This is a genomic window from Exiguobacterium sp. s194 (assembly GCF_018618275.1).
Taxonomy (GTDB): domain Bacteria; phylum Bacillota; class Bacilli; order Exiguobacteriales; family Exiguobacteriaceae; genus Exiguobacterium; species Exiguobacterium chiriqhucha.
Map to the genome: position 1 here is coordinate 256,404 of NZ_JACSLT010000003.1, position 18,597 is coordinate 275,000.

Annotated in this window: 18 protein-coding genes; 8 read left to right on the plus strand and 10 right to left on the minus strand. The window is 46.5% G+C overall.

The window, feature by feature from the left end:
* Window positions 1-27 precede the first annotated feature (27 nt).
* Entirely contained in the window at window positions 28-1,896 is a 1,869-nt protein-coding gene (gene htpG, locus KNP85_RS05160; RefSeq protein ID WP_214801790.1) for a molecular chaperone HtpG, read from the plus strand.
* Between the two features lie 31 nt (window positions 1,897-1,927).
* On the opposite strand, the gene mgtA is transcribed toward htpG, so the two are convergent.
* The 3 genes from mgtA to dcm all read right to left on the minus strand — a co-directional run bounded on the left by mgtA (window position 1,928) and on the right by dcm (window position 6,015).
* A complete protein-coding gene (mgtA, locus tag KNP85_RS05165) occupies window positions 1,928-3,982 on the minus strand; it encodes a magnesium-translocating P-type ATPase (protein WP_353048916.1) in 2,055 nt (684 codons plus the stop codon).
* A gap of 43 nt (window positions 3,983-4,025) precedes the next feature.
* Window positions 4,026-4,448 carry a cation-transporting P-type ATPase gene (locus KNP85_RS05170; RefSeq protein WP_214801805.1) on the minus strand — a complete coding sequence of 141 codons (423 nt, stop codon included), beginning with the start codon at window positions 4,446-4,448 and terminating at the stop codon, window positions 4,026-4,028.
* A gap of 226 nt (window positions 4,449-4,674) precedes the next feature.
* Window positions 4,675-6,015 carry a DNA (cytosine-5-)-methyltransferase gene (dcm, locus tag KNP85_RS05175; RefSeq protein ID WP_214801808.1) on the minus strand — a complete coding sequence of 447 codons (1,341 nt, stop codon included), beginning with the start codon at window positions 6,013-6,015 and terminating at the stop codon, window positions 4,675-4,677.
* Window positions 6,016-6,170: 155 nt separating this feature from the next.
* On the opposite strand from dcm, the gene KNP85_RS05180 reads away from it, so the two are divergent.
* From KNP85_RS05180 to ahpF, 5 genes are all read left to right on the plus strand, one after another.
* Complete coding sequence (locus KNP85_RS05180) at window positions 6,171-7,541, plus strand: Sau3AI family type II restriction endonuclease (protein ID WP_214801811.1); 1,371 nt, start codon at window positions 6,171-6,173, stop codon at window positions 7,539-7,541.
* 54 nt (window positions 7,542-7,595) lie between these two features.
* Window positions 7,596-8,072: a very short patch repair endonuclease gene (locus KNP85_RS05185; protein ID WP_251136223.1), complete on the plus strand. Its 477-nt coding sequence runs from the start codon at window positions 7,596-7,598 to the stop codon at window positions 8,070-8,072.
* Complete coding sequence (locus tag KNP85_RS05190; RefSeq protein ID WP_214801813.1) at window positions 8,038-8,844, plus strand: BglII/BstYI family type II restriction endonuclease; 807 nt, start codon at window positions 8,038-8,040, stop codon at window positions 8,842-8,844. Before KNP85_RS05185 ends, KNP85_RS05190 begins: the two co-directional genes overlap by 35 nt.
* A 323-nt stretch (window positions 8,845-9,167) precedes the next feature.
* The gene (ahpC, locus tag KNP85_RS05195) at window positions 9,168-9,731 is read left to right on the plus strand and encodes an alkyl hydroperoxide reductase subunit C (protein ID WP_021067918.1); all 564 of its coding nucleotides are present in this window, start codon (window positions 9,168-9,170) and stop codon (window positions 9,729-9,731) included.
* A 12-nt stretch (window positions 9,732-9,743) separates the two neighbouring features.
* A complete protein-coding gene (ahpF, locus tag KNP85_RS05200) occupies window positions 9,744-11,267 on the plus strand; it encodes an alkyl hydroperoxide reductase subunit F (RefSeq protein WP_214764136.1) in 1,524 nt (507 codons plus the stop codon).
* A gap of 14 nt (window positions 11,268-11,281) precedes the next feature.
* On the opposite strand, the gene KNP85_RS05205 is transcribed toward ahpF, so the two are convergent.
* Entirely contained in the window at window positions 11,282-11,695 is a 414-nt protein-coding gene (locus KNP85_RS05205) for a hypothetical protein (protein WP_131472010.1), read from the minus strand.
* 172 nt (window positions 11,696-11,867) lie between these two features.
* Here KNP85_RS05205 and KNP85_RS05210 point away from each other — a divergent pair, with 172 nt between their 5' ends.
* Window positions 11,868-12,728 (plus strand): IS30 family transposase, encoded by an 861-nt coding sequence (locus KNP85_RS05210; RefSeq protein WP_214801816.1) that lies wholly within the window; start codon window positions 11,868-11,870, stop codon window positions 12,726-12,728.
* 261 nt (window positions 12,729-12,989) lie between these two features.
* Here the strand turns inward: KNP85_RS05210 and KNP85_RS05215 are convergent, their stop codons facing one another.
* The 6 genes from KNP85_RS05215 to KNP85_RS05240 form a co-directional block, all read right to left on the minus strand.
* Complete coding sequence (locus tag KNP85_RS05215) at window positions 12,990-13,697, minus strand: Crp/Fnr family transcriptional regulator (protein WP_251136224.1); 708 nt, start codon at window positions 13,695-13,697, stop codon at window positions 12,990-12,992.
* A 64-nt stretch (window positions 13,698-13,761) separates the two neighbouring features.
* Entirely contained in the window at window positions 13,762-13,995 is a 234-nt protein-coding gene (locus KNP85_RS05220) for a heavy-metal-associated domain-containing protein (protein ID WP_026907428.1), read from the minus strand.
* Between the two features lie 65 nt (window positions 13,996-14,060).
* The gene (locus tag KNP85_RS05225) at window positions 14,061-14,360 is read right to left on the minus strand and encodes an iron-sulfur cluster repair di-iron protein, ric (RefSeq protein ID WP_128123856.1); all 300 of its coding nucleotides are present in this window, start codon (window positions 14,358-14,360) and stop codon (window positions 14,061-14,063) included.
* Between the two features lie 33 nt (window positions 14,361-14,393).
* On the minus strand, window positions 14,394-14,627 hold the full coding sequence (locus KNP85_RS05230; protein WP_029333960.1) for a heavy-metal-associated domain-containing protein: 234 nt from the start codon (window positions 14,625-14,627) through the stop codon (window positions 14,394-14,396).
* Between the two features lie 192 nt (window positions 14,628-14,819).
* Window positions 14,820-16,673 carry a heavy metal translocating P-type ATPase gene (locus tag KNP85_RS05235; RefSeq protein ID WP_214712453.1) on the minus strand — a complete coding sequence of 618 codons (1,854 nt, stop codon included), beginning with the start codon at window positions 16,671-16,673 and terminating at the stop codon, window positions 14,820-14,822.
* A 657-nt stretch (window positions 16,674-17,330) separates the two neighbouring features.
* Entirely contained in the window at window positions 17,331-17,591 is a 261-nt protein-coding gene (locus KNP85_RS05240) for a hypothetical protein (protein WP_211780193.1), read from the minus strand.
* 142 nt (window positions 17,592-17,733) lie between these two features.
* Here KNP85_RS05240 and KNP85_RS05245 point away from each other — a divergent pair, with 142 nt between their 5' ends.
* Window positions 17,734-18,570, plus strand: coding sequence for an aldo/keto reductase (locus tag KNP85_RS05245; RefSeq protein WP_131472018.1), 837 nt, complete (start codon window positions 17,734-17,736; stop codon window positions 18,568-18,570).
* The last annotated feature ends 27 nt before the right edge of the window (window positions 18,571-18,597 follow it).

Below are 18,597 nucleotides of genomic sequence, written 5' to 3' on the forward strand. Positions count from 1 at the left end.
ATCGAACAAATAAAAAGGAGAACGATCATGACAAAGAAACAGTTTCAAGCCGAATCGAAACGAATTTTAGAGTTGATGGTCCACTCAATCTATACGCATAAGGACATCTTCCTCCGTGAGCTCATCTCGAACGCGAGTGACGCCATCGACAAAATGTATTACCGGGCCTTGTCGGATGAGGCAATCGACTTCAACAAGGACGACTACTTCATTAAAGTCGAGCTCGACAAAGACGCACGCACGATCACCATCCGTGACACCGGAATCGGGATGACGGCCGACGAACTCGAATCGAACCTCGGGATTATCGCCAAGAGCGGCTCGCTCGCGATGAAGCAGGCGACGAAGATGGAAGAAGACCACAGCCTCATCGGCCAATTCGGTGTCGGCTTCTACTCGGCGTTCATGGTGGCAGACCGTGTGACGGTCCGCACCCGCTCGGTCGACAGTGAACAAGGCTACTTGTGGGAGTCGGAAGGCACAGACGGTTACACGATCGAGCCGACAGATAAGACCGACATCGGGACTGAGATCACGTTGCACGTGAAAGCTGACACGGACGACGAGACGTACTCATCGTTCCTCGAAGAGTACGAGATCCGTTCGCTCATCAAGAAGCATTCGGACTTCATCCGCTATCCGATTAAGCTCGACGTGACGAAGCACCGTCAAAAAGAAGACTCGGACGAGTACGAGGATTACGTCGAAGAAGAGACGGTCAACAGCATGGTGCCGATTTGGCGCAAACGGAAGAGCGAGCTGTCGGACGAGGACTACAAGGCGTTCTATCACGAGAAACGCTACGGCTTCGATGAGCCGCTCAAACACCTTCACTTGAACGTCGACGGCTCGATCCGGTATCAGTCGATTCTCTACATCCCATCGACGGTCCCGTTCGACTATTACACGAAAGAGTTCGAGAAAGGGCTCGAGCTGTACTCGAACGGTGTCTTGATCATGGAGAAGTCGCCTGACCTGCTCCCGGACTATTTCGGTTTCGTCAAAGGGATGGTCGACTCGGAAGACCTGTCGCTCAACATTTCCCGGGAGATGCTGCAGCAGGACCGCCAACTTCGCGTCATCGCCAAAAACGTGAAGTCGAAAATCAAAGGCATGCTCGAGAAGATGCTCCAAAACGAGCGCGAAGACTACGAGAAATTCTTCGATTCGTTCGGCCGTCAGCTCAAGTTCGGCGTCTACGATCAGTTCGGTGCCGCCAAGGACGAGTTGAAAGACTTGCTCTTGTTCCACTCGTCGAACGAGAACAAGCTCGTCACGCTCAAAGAGTACGTCGAGCGCATGAAAGACGATCAAAAGTACATCTATTACGCGACGGGTGAATCGATTCACCGCATCGACCTTCTCCCTCAGGCGGAACGCTTGAAAGAAGAAGGGTTCGAGATTCTCTACTTCACTGAAGAAATCGACGAGTTCGCCATCAAAATGCTCCAGTCGTATGACGACAAAGAGTTTAAGTCGATCGCGAGCGGTGACCTCGGGCTTGATGACGAGGCGGCCCATTCGCTCAATGAGGACAACAAGGACTTGTTCGCCTTCATGAAACAAGAACTGGGCGACCGCGTTAAAGAAGTGCGCGCATCGACACGTCTCAAGTCACATCCGGTCTGCTTGACGGTCGCCGGTGACGTCTCAATCGAGATGGAGAAGATTTTGAACACGATGCCGAATGGCGGCGGCATGAAAGCTGAAAAAGTGCTTGAAGTGAACGCCGATCACGCCATCTTCCGGACGTTACAGCGCATCTATAAGGAAGATGAAGCGAAAGCGAAACAGTATACCGATTTGCTCTATCAGCAGGCGCTCCTCATCGAAGGGTTACCGATTGAAGATCCGGTCGCCTATTCGAATGCGGTGTGCGCGTTGATGGCAGAATAAGCAAAAGGCAGAGGGCGACCTCTGTCTTTTCTCATGCCTTTCTATAAAACCAGCGCTTCACCGCTTCATTCAATAGGACGTACCCGCCGAGTAGTCCGAGGAGCGTCATCAATAACGGAAGCGGCAGCGGCACCAAACCGAGCAACGGTGCAATCGGCAAATAAGGGACACCAATCGCGAGCACGCCGACGAGAATCGATGCGTACAATAAAATCGGTGCCGGCCGACTGCGATACATCACGCGACGCGTTCGCATAATCATAAGAATCAATAACTCGGTCAAAATCGAGAACACGAACCACCCGCTCTGAAAGACCGCTTCATTTGCCCGGAACAAGAACAACAGCACGGCAAAGACCGTGTAGTCGAACAATGAACTGACGAGACCGAACGTGATCATGAAGCGACGGACCTCTTTCAAATCCCACCGTTGCGGCGTCCGCAAATCGTCCGTATCGACTGCGTCCTGCGAGATGGCAAGCGCCGGGAAATCACTTAAGAAGTTAATCATCAAGATTTGCTTCGGCAAGAGCCGCAAGAACGGCAAAAACAAAGAAGCGCCCGCCATGCTGAACATGTTCCCGAAGTTCGCGCTCGTCGTCACTTTAATGTATTTGAGCGTGTTCAAGAACGTCATCCGTCCTAACACGATACCGCGCAGCAACACGCGCAAACTCTTGCGGACGAGGACGAAATCAGCCGCTTCCTTGGCGACATCGACCGCATTCTCGACCGAGACACCGACATCGGCCGCATGGAGCGCCGGCACGTCGTTGATGCCGTCACCCATATAACCGACGACGTGACCGTTCTTCTTGAGTGCCAAGATGATGCGCTCTTTTTGGTTCGGATCGACTTCAGCGAACAGCGTCGTCTGTTCGACCTTTTGCCAGAGCGCCTCGTCGGACGTTCGATTCAACTCACTCCCTGTCATGATTCCTGTGATGGGGAGGCCGACCGCCTCTGCGGTATGGAGCGCGATTGAAGCGTTGTCTCCCATGATGACACGCAGACCGACACCATGCCAGGCGAGCTCGACAATCGTCTCAGCGACGTCGTTTTTTGGATGATCGAAGATGAGTAAAAATCCGATGAACACCATATCCGTCTCGTCTTCAACTTGATAGGTGTCTTGTTCGACCGTCTCCTTCTCGGCCACTCCGAGCACACGGATCCCACGTGTGCTCCAATTCTCGAAGTGAACGTCCAGGGCCGACCGTTCGAAAGGTGAGAGCGGACGGACCTCATCCTGATGGCGGACGCGATTACATACGTCAATCACATGATGATACGCCCCTTTCGTGATGAGACTTACGCTGGCCTTTTCTCGCACGATAACACTCAACCGTTCGCGCGTGAAGTCGAACGGAATCTCGCCGACGCGAAGGACGGACGAGACATCGATGGTTCGGACATGACAAATCAAATCATCGAGTTCATTCTTCATGCCGACCTGTAACGACGCATTCAAATAAGCGGACCGAAAGACGAATTCAGACGAGGCCCCATCGACATCGACCGCATCGTCGAGCCGTGTCTGCCCTTCCGTCAACGTCCCCGTCTTATCCGTGCATAAGACGTCCATACTCCCAAAGTTTTCAATGGCCGTCAGTTTGCGGACGATGACCCCTTCTTCCGCCATTTTGCGAGACCCTTGGGACAAGGTGATGCTCATGATTGCGCTGAGCAATTGTGGGGTGATGCCGACCGCCAAGGCGACAGCAAAGAGGAGCGAGTCAATGACGTCTCGTTCGAACCAGACGTTAATCGCAAAGACGAGCAACGTCAAGATGAACATAATATACGTCAATAAATAGCCGAAGTGACGAATTCCTTGTTCGAATTCCGTTTCCGGAGGACGAAGTGTCAGCTCACGTGCGATTTGACCGTATTCCGTTTCACGACCGGTCCGGACGATCAAGACGTTGGCGTTGCCGGTTTGTACGTTCGTCCCCATATAAACGACGTTTGATCGGTGCTCCATCGCTTGATCGGTTTCGACGAGACCCGGCAGCTTTTGGACCGGGATGGACTCTCCGGTTAAAATCGATTGATTCACGAAACAATGTTCGCTCGTCAACACCACTCCATCGGCGGGAATGAGGCTACCTGTTGAAATCGCAATGACGTCACCTGGGTACGATGTCCGAGGCGGATACCTGACGAAGTTGATGGTCCCGCCAGACGTCGACGTGAACGTTCACTTTCTCCCGCAGTTCCTCGATGGCGCGATTGGCATGAAACTCTTGAAAGAAACTAAGTAGGGCACTCGCCAAGATGATGGTCAAGATGATACTCGCGTCGACGTAATCCCCAGTTAGCGCTGAAATGAGCGTGGCTCCAATCAAGATGAGAATGATCGGACTTTTAAACTGTCCGAGTAATAACGTCAGGTTCGTCAACCGCTTTTCCTGGGCGAGCACATTCAACCCGATCGTCTGTTGACGGCGTTTGACCTCATCGGATGTGAGTCCTTGTGGCGTTGAATTTAGGGTTTGCAGTAACTCCTCGGGTGGTCGTGTCCAGAACGGATCGTTCGAATCGAGCTTCATGACCGTCGCCTTCTTTCATCAGTCAATTGGACGCAACAATGGCTACAAGGATTGTATTCCCGAATTAATAAAAAAATGAATAAAATCTCCAATACAAAATCTTTTCAATATTTGATTTATAATATGTGAAATCAAGAGTTATCAGATATAAAAAAAGAACCAGATTGCAAAAGCAGCCCGGTTCGTTGACAACAGAATAGATTTGTTAAATACATTTTTTAATTCTTTACTTTAAGTTACTATAAGCTGCAAAAAGCTCTGTCTGAGTGATTTCAGGGCTTAATGTGATTTTGTGCTCTTCCTCGTTCTCATGTATCTCGACTATACGATGCGCCATACGTTCAATCAAACCAACAACAAGAGCATTACCCATCGTGAAGTAACGTTTGCGGTCCGTCATTGTGTCCGTCCATCCGTAAGGGAAGCCGTTCAGTCCCTCGCACTCCTCTGGGCGCAAGTAACGAAGTCTCTTCGTTTGTGGATCCTCAATGACATGGCTCGAGCGGTTACATGTGCCTTCGCTCGTCAACATCGTACGGCCAGGAAGGTCGAGCGAGTCCGGATACGACATTCCGCCCTCGGCGTACACGTACACGTGACCGCTTGCCGAGGTCCGTTCGATTTTCTTCGGCCCTTTCAAGTAAGCCAACTCTTCCTGCTCGTTCCGACCCGATTTCTTGATTGTATCGGTGTCCAAGTAATACTGTTCCGGTGTAGGACCGAACTGCTCATATACTTCTTGGACCACTTCGCCGAGCGTCTTCGGGACTTCACGTTTAGGTAACGTTTCAAGAGTCGTCACCCGATCGCCCGACATGATTCCCGCATTGCGGTACGTCGCCGAGAACGTGTCAGAGATTTCGACGATATCTTTAGGCAGTTGAAACTGCGAGCCCGGATGCTTCTCGCTCGTCAGTTCATGGACTGGGAAAGTCGGTGCGAAGAAGCCTGACTCGAGCAACCACTCCTCAGGGTTCGCCTGTTGAGCACGTGCCGAATGATTCAGGTCGGTGCGGGTCGCGAAGATGAAGATGCGACGCCGGCGTTGCGCGAAGCCATAGTCTGCTGCGTTAATGACGCGCCACTCGACCGTATAGCCTTGGTCCGCGAACGCACGGAGCATGACACTGAAGTCACGTCCCCTTTGCTTGGCCGGCGACTTCATGAGACGATCTACGTTCTCTAACAAAACGTAAGGAGGATGTTCTACTTTTACAATATTCATAATTTCCCAAAATAGAACACCTTTCTTACCTTGAATTCCTTGTTCATTCTTTAAACTGCGTGAAACACTGTAATCTTGACAAGGAAATCCCCCCACCAACAAATGATGCTTTCCAACGTTTCCGAGAGTAAGCGCAATATCTTCATTAACGTGTTCACCACGTCCTTTGAATCGTTCGGCATAGCAATCAAAAGCCGGTTGACTCTTCGTCGCCGGTTCCCATTGATTGCCCCAAACTACATCGAATTTGTCCGATGTAGGCTCGGCCTTCACGTCTTTAATTCCTTCAAGTGCAATGCGGAAACCTCCTACACCAGCAAATAACTCAACTACTTTAATCAATGGGAACACCCTTTCGCATTTTCTATCTTAAATTTACTCTATTTCATAAGTTATCTCAAATGAACTTTCTCGCTGAGATTAGTTTAACAGAAAAGGTGAATGGGATCAACAACAAGCTATAATGGTTATATATGTAAACTGTAGGAGGAGTTATTTTGCGGTATGAAACGATTCAAGAATTGATGGACAAAGCAAGAGAGGCCGAAGGAAAGACGTTCGGAGAGATTGACACGACCGGGCGCATCAAGAATGTCCGCTCTAAAGGTTCCCTCGGGCACATCATCGAGGAGAGCCATTTCGGCTACCCAATCAACTCGGATGCACGGCCTGATTTTGAAGAGCTCGGCATCGAATTGAAGGTCACCCCTTTCAAGAAAAACAAGAATGGTACATATTCATCGAAGGAGCGGCTCGTTTTGAACATGATTGATTATCATAACGAGCACGGGTATTCGTTCGAGACGTCGAGCTTCTTATCCAAAGCCACGAGCATGCTGATCATGCTTTATCAATATGAGCCAAACATCCCTATCGATGACTACCGTATCTACAAAGCATTCTTGAACGAGTTCTCAGAGGAAGACTTGGACGTGATGCGGCAGGACTGGGAGACAATTGTCACAAAAATCAAACGGGGAGAGGCGCATTTGATTTCCGAGGCCGATACGATGTACTTGTCAGCCTGTACGAAAGGGGCGAACGGCTCGGTCGTCCGTAGCCAACCGTTCTCAGAGCAACCAGCAAAACCACGTGCCTTTTCGCTCAAAGCTTCCTATATGTCGGGGCTCGTCCGTCAATACTTGACCCCAGAATTGATGGAGTCAATCGCCAACCACGGTGAATTGAAAGAAATGTCGATTGAAGAACTCCTCGAGGCAAAACTCGCGCCTCATTACGGGAAGACGGTACTCGAACTATGCGAAGAGACAAATATCCCATATAACCCGGGCAATAAGGCGATGATTCCGCGAGTCATGGCGAAGCTTTTAGGTGTTCGAAAGACCGACTTGTCTGGCATCGAAGAGTTCGCGAAAGCGAACATCAAGTTCAAGACGATTGCTCGAGAGCCTGACGGTAAAATTCGGGAGCACATGTCGTTCGGAAAAGTCGATTTCGACGACTTGTCTCGAGACGAGTGGGAAGAATCCGACTTGTATGACACGTTCGCCGAACAGAAATACCTCTTTCTCGTCTTCCGATATGACGAGGAGTACGTGCCCAAACAAAAACGTATCCCTCGTTTCGAAGGGATACGTCTATGGAACATGCCGCTCGAAACGGTGGATAGCGAGTTGAAGTCGATGTGGCTCGAGGCTAAACACATCGTCCATACTGGAGTAAAGCTGATACCTTCGGGTAAGCGAGTAAAAAACAACCTTCCCGGCCCGAAGTTCAATCAGGTCGCCCATATGCGCTCAAAAGGAGCCGATGGTCAGGACAAAGTGAAACTCCCAGACGGTCAGTGGATCACAAAACAATCGTTTTGGTTGGACAGAAACTACATCCAGCAGATTCTAGACGCTTAACATGAGTACTTCCCTCCCTCAAGTGGAATCCTCTTAGTAGAGGGAGGTGAAGGTATGGCAAGAAATGTACCGAAAGCATCGAGTCCAGCCGTCTTCAAGACGATGAGCGGCAACCGTGGTAAGGACACGAAGATGGAAGTGAAGGTCCGGAAAGCACTTTGGGCTGCCGGATTTCGATATCGGAAGAACAACCGGAAGCTATATGGTACACCGGACATCTCGTTTCCGGGACTCCGTGTCGTCGTCTTTTTGGACTCCTGCTACTGGCATGGCTGTCCCCTTCACTTCAAACTACCGAAAACGAACGCCGAATTCTGGCGTCAGAAGATTGGTCGTAACATCGAACGGGATGCCGATGTCACACGACATTATGTCGAGGAAGGCTGGATCATCCTTCGGTTTTGGGAGCATCAGGTCAATGAGGACTTTGACCACGTGATTTATACCATCACTCATTTTGTGGACAATTCCAGAAAAAATATCAGGAGACTAAGTAATGAACCCAGAGAAAATTCAACGCACTTGGATTAAAAAACCTAAAGAAGACACTGAGTGGTTACAAATAAAGGAGTTTCAAATACAGCTCGTCGATAATTTTTATTACAGAAACGCTAAAACTTTTTTAGAGGTTTTTCCTAAGTATAAAAATGACGTATACAACCTTATTCACAAATCTTTTGATGACCTTTCTCCAGTACACGGGACTGAAAATAAAAAACATTACCGTAAAATTTCTACTAAAGAAATCAATAAAGCCCTTAGAAATCGCTTGATGGAAATTCCTGATATACATCTCGAAGTTAGTTTTATGGATGGATATTTTCAAGACAACGATAAAGCTAAAGGATTCGATTTTGCCTACTATGATGAGGAATTAAATGCTAAAAAAATTCACGATTACTGTTTCGGGCATCGTTCAGTTAATGACGGTGATACACACTGGAGAAATTTTGTGACAAAACAACAGAAAAAGAATTACCTTTCAAATCAAGTATTTGAAGATAATTACTTTGATAACTTTGAACCCAATGACGAATCTACACCCACAGTAGTCGGTGAGATTCAACTTGCCAACTGGGCTTTAGGTTATTACGATTTATTTAAAGTGCTGCATTTAGATAATTTAACGGGTATTGATTTGTTAATTTACATAACACCAACAGGTAATCTCGAGAAATTATTAAGTAGTAACATAGTGACTTACGAGAAAATGAAAAAAACAATTGAAACATATTCAAGCGTCTTAAAAGTACCTATTTGGTTAGTAGGTATAGATATTGAAGAAGTTTCATCTACCCAGTAACTTAAGATTTTTTTACTTTTCAATTGATAATATATTGATTCCTTGCGAGAATAAATCACTGATCCACTCAGAAAAGCTGTCCAATCGGGACGGCTTTTATTTTTTTTACATAGGTTATTGAAAACAAAAGCACATTTATTTTGTAATCGTTTTCTTTCCTTTCATCAAGCGATTTATCCATTTAACGTTGATATATCAACATTTTACCAGACATGCAAACGCCTTGACATTTTTGGCGGGTTATATGAAGTTAGTATTACATTATAATTATTCTAGTAGAGATGAGAGTCCGCTAGAGTAAAAAACCAAGGAGGACATATCCCATGTCATTAATCGGCAAAGAAATCTTACCGTTCAAAGCACAAGCATTCCAAACAGGTGAATTCCTCGAAGTATCGGACAACGACTTCAAAGGTCAATGGAGCGTCGTTTGCTTCTACCCAGCTGACTTCACATTCGTCTGCCCGACTGAACTTGAAGACCTTCAAAACGAATACGCGACACTTAAAAACCTCGGCGTCGAAGTCTACTCAGTATCGACTGACACACACTTCACGCACAAAGCATGGCACGAAACATCAGAGAAAATCGGTAAAATCGAGTACATCATGATTGGTGACCCATCACACACAATCTCACGTAACTTCGACGTCTTGAACGAAGAAGATGGCCTTGCTGACCGTGGTACGTTCATCATCGACCCAGACGGCGTCATCCAAACAGTTGAAATCAACGCAGGCGGCATCGGCCGTGACGCGAGCACACTCGTTAACAAAGTCAAAGCGGCACAATACGTCCGCAACAACCCAGGCGAAGTTTGCCCGGCTAAATGGGAAGAAGGATCTGCAACACTTCGCCCGAGCCTCGACCTCGTCGGCAAGTTGTAAGGAGCGGATTTCATGTTAGAAGCAGATATTAAACAACAGTTGGACCAATATCTCCAGCTCATGGAGGGCGACGTCGTCCTCCGTGTCAGCGCTGGAGACGACGCGGTCTCAAAAGAGATGCTCGACCTCGTGAACGAACTCGCGAGCATGTCGTCACGCATTTCGGTCGAGAACGTCACACTCGAACGCACACCAAGCTTTAGCGTGAACCGCCCGTCTGAAGAGACAGGGATTGTCTTCGCAGGGATCCCGCTCGGTCACGAATTCACGTCACTCGTCCTCGCGTTGCTCCAAGTGAGCGGCCGGGCGCCGAAAGTGGACGCGGATGCGATCAAACAGATTCAAAACATTCAAGGCACGTACCACTTCGAATCGTATATCAGCCTCAGTTGCCACAACTGCCCGGACGTCGTCCAGGCACTCAACGTCATGAGCGTCCTCAACCCGAACATCTCACACACGATGATCGACGGTGGCGCGTTCAAGGCAGAAGTGGAAGCGAAAGAGATCATGGCTGTCCCGACCGTCTTCTTGAACGGTGAGGCGTTCGGCAACGGACGCATGTCACTTGAAGAGATTTTGGCGAAACTCGGAACTGGTCCTGACGCTTCGGCGTTTGACAACAAAGACCCGTATGACGTCCTCGTCATCGGTGGCGGCCCAGCTGGTGCGAGCGCAGCGGTTTACGCGGCACGTAAAGGCATCCGGACCGGCATCGTCGCGGAACGCTTTGGTGGTCAAGTGATGGACACGATGGGGATTGAGAACTTCATCGGCACATCTTACACGGAAGGCCCGAAACTCGTCGCGAGCTTGGAAGAGCACGTGAAAGAATACGGCATCGACGTCATGAATCTCCAACGCGCGAAGCGTCTTGAGAAAACTGACCTCGTCGAAGTCGAACTTGAGAATGGTGCCGTCTTGAAGAGTAAGAGCGTCATCCTGTCGACGGGTGCACGCTGGCGTAACGTCAACGTCCCAGGTGAAGCTGAGTTCAAAAACAAAGGTGTGGCCTACTGCCCGCACTGTGACGGCCCTCTCTTCGAAGGCAAGCGTGTCGCAGTCATCGGTGGCGGCAACTCTGGAATTGAAGCAGCGATCGACCTCGCTGGGATTGTTAAACACGTGACGGTGCTCGAGTTCGCTTCTGAACTCAAAGCCGACCAAGTGCTTCAAGACCGTCTCCACAGCCTCCCGAACGTGACCGTCGTCACGAACGCACAGACGACAGAAATCACGGGTACGGATAAAGTGAACGGCATCTCGTACTTGTCGCGTGAGACGAACGAGACGCATCACGTCGAACTCGAAGGCGTCTTCGTCCAAATCGGCCTCGTCCCGAACACGGACTGGCTCGACTCGGTCGAACGCAACAACTTCGGTGAGATCGTCGTTGATCGTCATGGCGCGACGAACGTTCCAGGTGTGTTCGCAGCAGGTGACTGCACGAACAGCGCCTACAAACAAATCATCATCTCGATGGGATCTGGTGCGACTGCCGCACTCGGTGCTTTCGATTATATGATTCGCAACTAATCAGAAACGCGTCCTCACATTGGAGGACGCGTTTTTATAATGTCTCCTGAATCGGGTAAAAACAAGACTCGGTCCCCTGAATCGATTTCAAATAAATAGACACGGTTTGGTTGAAACGGATTCCAGCCTTCGTTCACCACCCCGACATCATTCACATAGTTCACGTTCTTATGTACTTGTTTCAGGTTATGTTCTGCCTCAGCGACCGAATAATTCGGCAACCCGAAGTAAATTGCTCCAGCAATCAATAATGAAAAGATGACTCCCATTCTTATCCGATATCGGTTTTCTAAACTCTTTAGGCCAATCAACGTCACGATAATCATACTGGTCGCCGTTCCAAACGCCGCCGAGTTTCCATACCAAGCCTCATTTACGACCATCATTCCTCCAATGGCCAATATCCCGAACATCCACCACCACTTCATCCCCATCACCTCTCTTCAATTATCCCAAAAACAGGAAAATAGGCAACTTCATTTTGGTTTGATGAATTATAAAATTAAGTGCAACACCCAAAAGTGAACGCACAAAAAGCCCACAGCGACGTCCTCGTGTAGAATGAAGTTACGACACAAACATTCAGACGGAGGAATCGCTATGAGCTATATTCATCTTACCACAACGGAACGCGTGAAAATAGAGACGTATCTGGAGCTTGGGATGTCCATCCGGTCCATCGCGAGACGGCTCGGGCGACAGCCCTCGACCGTCTCGCGGGAAATCAGACGGAACCCCGACTACGTGGCTGAACGTGCCCAGAAACGCTACGAGAAGGCGAAGACCAACTGTGGCGCCAAGACGAAACTCGACGACACGATGCGCCGGACGATCGTCGGGAAGCTGCGTGCGACCTGGCCCCCGGAACAGATCGTCGGCCGTCTCTACACAGGAATAATTGCCTTCTCCACCATCTACCGTTGGATCTATGCGGGACGGATCGACGTGCCCCTGACCGTGCTCCGCCAGAAAGGGAAACGTCAAAAGCCGACCGAGACGCGCGGGCGCATCAACATCAGACTCTCCATCTCGCAACGGCCGGCGGAGGTCAGGGGGCGCCGGACGTTCGGGCACTGGGAGCTCGACACCGTCGTCTCCGGACGAGGGAAGTCGAAGGCGTGCGTCGCGACGTTCATCGAGCGGAAGAGCCGGTTCTATCTCGCCCTGCCGATCGCGGACCGCACCGCGGCCTCGATGGAGGGGGCGATTCATGCGGTGCACGCCGCCTTCCCGGAGGGCACGTTCAGGACGGCGACGACGGACCGGGGCAAGGAGTTCAGCTGCCACGAGAACGCCAACGGCCTCCTGCGCGAGTTCTTCCCGAAAGGATCGGACTTCGCGACGGTCGGCCAAGGAGAGATCGTGGACGCGCTCGCCAAGATCAACGGGCGGCCGAGGAAATGTCTCGGCTGGAAGACCGCACACGAGGCCTTCGCGGAGGAAGTGTTGCGCTTAATTTGACAAACCGTCCAGAGTAATTAGCTTAGTTAATAGGGGTGTTTTGCTAATGAATTATGCAGTTGACACAAGTTTATGTCATCTTGGTAAAATAAGTGCCAAATAAGTAGCCATTTCTCTTTCTTTTTGTAGATAAACATTGTTAAATCAACAAAAATTAGCAATCCATTTTATATGCTAATTGGATTGCTAAAATGTTTGTTATTTTATGTTTTGTACTATTAAACTTAACACGTTAATGATGGCACGCTACTCTGCTTATATTTATTTAGTATGAAGTAACAATTGATCTAAATCCATTATTTTAATTTTCTTTTTCGGTAACTGTTTAATCAATCCAAGTTCTTCTAGAGTAGTAAATTTACGGCTGATTGTTTCTGGTGTGGTACCAAGATACGAGGCTAAATCCTTTTTGGACATTGGTAAGATAATCGTTGGACTATTGCCACTTCCCTTTTCAATATTCTCAGCTAAAAAGGATATAATGCGGGTTTCTACATTTTCAATCGCTACTTGTGTGGTTTGTTTTTCAGAATCCTTTAAACGCATCGTTACTTCTGACAGTATTTTTAATGAAATCTGCGGATATTCCACCAAATACTTCTGTAAATCACCTCGTTTAATTAAACAAATAGATGTATTTTGTAGTGCTTCCGCATAATTCTCATGAATACTTCCAGGTTGGAAAATGGCGACTTCACCTGTAAAATCACCAGGATTTAAAATGCGAACAAGTTGTTCTTTTCCAGAATCCGATAAGCGGTAAATCCGAGCCTTACCTGAATTGATAATATATAAGGTATCATCTTCCTCATCTGCACGGAATAACATTTCCCCTTTTTTAAGATGAAGTGTCTTGGTAGATTCCGCAATCAAATCCATTTGTGAGTCTTCCAAATGGTTGAAAATGGGGACAATACGAATACATTCTGCATGTCCATGTTGGTGATGACAACATTGGTTTTGTTCCAAAATAACCTCTTCCTTTTATAAAAAGCCTAAGAGGGCATCCTAGGCTTCCTTTCTATTCACTCGATTAAGCAGGTTTTACCTTTGATTTGACAACAGGATATCCTAAGTCTTCAATTGCCTTTTCGATATCGTTAATAGCGACTGCTTCTGAATCAAAATCTACTTTTACTTTACTTGCATTGAACATTACTTTCAAGCTATCTTGATTCACACCGTTTATTCCTTTCACCGCATTTTCAATCTTTTGGAGACAAGATGGGCAAGATAAGGTTTCTAATTGAATCGTTGCTTTTTGCATAAATCATTTCCCCCTTCATTTTTTAACGACCGTAAACCAATCTATTCTTTTGTTTTTGAGTTACTTTAAGCCTGATATGCTTTATCTACTTCTGATAACATCTCGAATGTGCCTCCATACGTTTCACATACATCTCCAGGAATGGTGTAGTTGTCTGTGATTTTTCGTAATTGAGCAAATTCAGCATCTAAGTCAGGTTTGTTCGTACCTGCGTCTTTTACTTTTCCACTAATTGTTTCAAACAATTCACGTACTTCAAAGGCTTCTGGGTGATTCTTACCATGGGCCCGTGTAATTGCAGTGGTGTATAAATCTAGCTTTTCAAAATGGTTTGTTATTACTTCGTTAAATGTCTGTTCAGACATTATTCGTTCCCTCTTTCTTGTGGTTTTTTGGTCTTAGGCCGATTTTACTTTTGATTTGACGACTGGATATCCTAAGTCTTCAATGGCTTTTTCGATATCGTTAATGGTGATCGTTTCTGAATCAAAATCTACTTTTACTTTACTGGCATTAAATAATACTTTTAAGCTATCGTGATTAACCCCGTTTAATCCTTTCACCGCATTTTCAATCTTTTGCATACAAGATGGACAAGATAATGTTTCTAATTGAATAACTGCTTTTTGCATGAATTATTTCTCCTTTCATCTTATCTTTTATTTTTTTGTTTTCCCTCTTCTTCTTTACAATTTAAGTATAGTTCAGGTTCAACGAAATGAATTTGATGCAAATCAAGTTTTAAGAAAAAGTAGGGGAGTATTTTGTTCTTCCTACCTGAATACTTCCCCTTTATCATTCATCAAGACTGCTTTCTATTAAAATTATTCTCTCAAACGGTATCGAAGCAATCTCATACCATTCAAGATGACTACTAAGATACTTGCTTCGTGAACCAACATCCCGATTGACATATTCATCCATTCACCAAATAGTAGGCTGGCAAGTAAGACTAATACCACACCAACTGCTATGGTAATGTTCTGTTTCATGTTTCTTGAAGTTGATTTTGTTAAGCCTAATGCGTGTGGTAAACGACTAAAGTCAGAATTCATTAAAACAACATCTGATGTTTCAATTGCAACATCTGTTCCACTTCCCATGGCAATTCCGATATCTGCTAAGGCTAGTGAAGGACTATCATTCACTCCGTCACCGACAAAGGCAATGATCCCGCCTTCTGCTTGCATTTTTTCGATATAAGCAGATTTTCCTTCCGGTAGCATATGACCATGTGCTTCTGTTAACCCAAGTTCTCGAGCAACTAAATCTACGGTTCCTTGGTTGTCCCCAGAAAGAACGACAAGGTTTTTGACCCCTAGTTTTTTCAGTTTTTGAAGATCTTTTTTAACACCTGGGCGGATTTGATCCCGAATACCCATCAGAACGTTTAATTCTCCGTCGACCGCAGTTAACACAAGAGAATTCCCATTTTTCTCAAAGCGTTCGACGTCTTTTTTAGCTTTTTCGCTTAATTTCACATTTTTCTTTTCCATTAAAGCTACGTTACCAACGGCTATACGATGAACACCTATTTTTGCTACAATTCCGCCACCTTTAACGACTTCGGTTTCTTCAACAGTAGAGAAAGTTATCTCGCCAATATCCTGTAGGACAGCTTTCGCTAGTGGGTGGTCCGATTCACGCTCCACACTTGCTAAATATCCTAGAACCTCTTCAGTATTTTTTCCGTAAAATTCTTTTTCGGCAACTTCAGGGTTTCCTACTGTCAATGTTCCTGTTTTATCAAAAACGATAGTATCTACTCTGCTAAAGTCATTGATAACTTCACTACCTTTTAAGAGGACACCATTACGTGCACCGTTTCCGATACCGGCAACGTTGGATACAGGAACCCCGATAACTAATGCACCTGGACATCCTAAAACAAGAATCGTGATAGCTAGTTCAATATCTTTTGAGAAAAACCAAACAATAAAACCAAGGACTAACACAGCTGGTGTATAGTATTTTGAGAATCGGTCAATGAAACGTTCTGCTTCTGATTTGGAATCCTGTGCCTCTTCCACTAATTCGATAATTCTACCAAATGTTGTATCTTCTCCAACACGATCAGCTCGAATTTGGATCGTTCCATTTTCTAAGATAGATCCTGCAAATACTTCAGAATCAACCTTTTTACTTACAGGTAGAGATTCTCCAGTAATACTTGCTTCATTAATGTGACCTTCACCAGTTAACACTGTTCCATCTACCGGAACTTTTGCACCCGTTTTAACTAATAAAATATCACCTTCGTCTACATCATCGACATCTACTTCTTCAAATTCTCCGTTTTCCATTTGCTTTAAAGCACTTTCTGGTGCCAGCTCTGTTAATTCTTTAATGGCAGAACGTGTTTTGTTCAAGGTACGCTGCTCCAAGTAAGAACCAAATAAGAATAAGAAAGTAACGATGGCTGATTCCTCATAATTTTGAATCAATACTGCTCCAATAACTGCAATGGTAACTAAAACATCAATACTGACAACTTTTACTTTTAATGCCTGATAGGCTTGGATTGCAATCGGCGCCACACCAAGAATGGATGCAATGATGAGCGACCAATTGAAAATGGCCATGTTGTCTAAGGAAAATCGTCCGAAGAATGCAAGTGCAATCAAAATTGCACTGATCAGTGTAATGGAATTCTTTTTACTTAATATATATCTTTGCATGTTGATTCCCTCCAATTTCATTTTCATTTGTATTCCTTGTTGATGACTCTAGTCTAGGATGTTTCTATGAAATAAAAATTGATTCGAATCAAGTTCTATTGTAAAAGTGAAAAATTATAAAAGAACAGCAAAACAAAACCAACAGTTTTACGGAATAACTCTTATATATTATCGAACATCGACATACAATCACAAAAATTCATTATATTGTACATTCTTTATTCAGCAGGCTTTAGAAAAGTAGTTAGTTTAAGTGTACTCTTTCACATTATCCATTGGCGTTACTCAGAATTTGCTCCAATTACTAAACAAAAGCTAATGAAGATTATGGAACAACATGATCCAGTTACCGTTTTTTTTTTGGAATATCCGCCATAGGCTCAAATAGTTTGTTTAACAAACAGCTATCATCCTAATCACCTAAACAGGTAGTTTTGTTTAACATTTTGTCGCGAATGTGTGAATAACTCAACTATTTAACGAAACCCTCCAAGCTATAATAAAAAAATGGTGCTCATCCAAACACTAACAGAAAGTGTAAAAAGGGCCGTTTTGTATTTCATCATTAATTTTCGTTTATTATCTTTAAACACCAAACAAACACCAACTCTAAATCAAAAGCGCGTAAGATAGCGTGTTTTCGGGCTTTGTTCCGTATCAGTGTGAATGTTTCAAAGTATGTTCCGCCTCGGCGACTGAATAACTCGGCAACCCAAAGTAAATCGCTTCAGCAATCAATAATGAAAAGATGACTCCCATTCTTATCCGATATCGGTTTTCTAAACTCTTTAGGCCAATCAACGCCACGATAATCATACTGGTCGCCGTTCCAAATGCCGCCGAGTTTCCATACCAAGCCTCATTGACGAACATCATTCCTCCAATGGCCAATATCCCGAACATCCACCACCACTTCATCCCCATCACCTCATGCCGATTACCCCAAAAACAGGAAAATAGGCAACTCCATTTTAATTAACTCCGACCGATTCAAACGTTTGATTCCCCCGGAAAGTGGAATATCGGACAAGAGAACGGATTTTGAATGAGGAGGCATTTCATGAACATCCCAACCATCAAACTACATGACGGCTACGAGATTCCGGCAATCGGGCTCGGCACCGTTTATTTACGAGGTGAACCGGGCGTCGACGCCATCACGAGCGCTATCCGCAACGGCTATCGTCTCATCGATTCGGCAATTCGCTATGACAATGAAGGAACGGTCGGCGAAGCCGTCCGGCAATCCGGCATCCCGCGCGAGCAACTGTTCTTGACGTCGAAGCTTCGCGCCCAATACTTCGACTACGACGATGCGCTCGAGATGATTCGTGAGTCGCTCTACCGGGCGAACCTCGACTATTGGGACTTGTTCCTGTTACATTGGCCGAACCCGAAACAAGACAAATACGTGGAGGCGTGGCGCGCACTCATCCAAGCGAAAGAGAACGGGTGGATCCGCTCCATCGGCGTCTCGAACTTTATGCCTGAGCACCTCGACCGTTTGATTGAGGAGACGGGTGAGACACCGGTCATCAACCAAATCGAGCTCCACCCATACTTCTCCCAAGTAGAACAGCGTCAAGCTGACAAAGAGCGCGGCATCATCACTGAGGCATGGAGTCCGTTGAGCCGAGCCCGGACTGTCACGCATGACGAGACGATCGCGGAACTAGCAAGACAAAAAGGCAAGACCGTGTCCCAAGTCATTCTGCGTTGGCACGTCCAACTCGGTGTCATCCCGCTCCCGCGTTCGTCGAGCGAGTTGCACCAAAAAGAGAACCTCGACGTCTTCAACTTCGAATTGACCGAGGACGAAATGGAGACGCTCAACGCCCTGACGAAGCAAGACGGCCGCATCGATAATCAAGACCCGAGAGAATACGAGGAATACTAAAAAAGATTGAGCCGTCTGGGCTCAATC